The following is a 648-nucleotide window of genomic DNA, read 5'->3' on the forward strand; positions in this document are numbered from 1 at the left end:
TCTGCGGTCGACCCTGACCCTGCGGACGACCCGTCCCCTGGGGCCGGTCTCCACCAGGCCGGCGGTCCTGCCACGCCGGACGATCCCCCTGCGGACGGCCCTGGGCCTGCGGACGGCCCTGGCCCTGCGGACGGCCCTGGCCCTGCGGGCGCCCGCCCCCCGAGCGCCCACCCGACGACCTCTCGCCGGCAGGACGTCGGTCACGCCACTCGCCTCCTGCACCCCCCGTTGCGTTCGGACGATCGTCACGTGACGATCGCCCGCCCCCGGCAGCTCCACGGCTGCCGTCTGCGGGTCGAGCTCCCCGGCTCCCCTCGGTGGGCCGGGACCCGCGGTGCCCGGCGGGGCGCTGCGGTCGACCGGCGCCGCCGGCGCTACGGCCACGGTCGGAGCCAGAGGGCCCTCGTCGCGGAGAAGTCATGGTGTTCTACGTACCTCACTGGTGAACGGCGCACGCCCGGTGGGGGCACCTGTACGGCATCGCATCCACCCGACGCACCGCTGAAGCGGCTGCGTCCGGTCGGTCGACGAAAGCGGACAAACGCACAAAACGGGGGCCGGAGCGCAATGCTCCGACCCCCGTTTCGTGAAGTTATGTCCGGCGGCGTCCTACTCTCCCACCCGGTCCCCCGGGCAGTACCATCGGCG

Source organism: Modestobacter caceresii (assembly GCF_000761485.1).
GTDB classification, from domain to species: domain Bacteria; phylum Actinomycetota; class Actinomycetes; order Mycobacteriales; family Geodermatophilaceae; genus Modestobacter; species Modestobacter caceresii.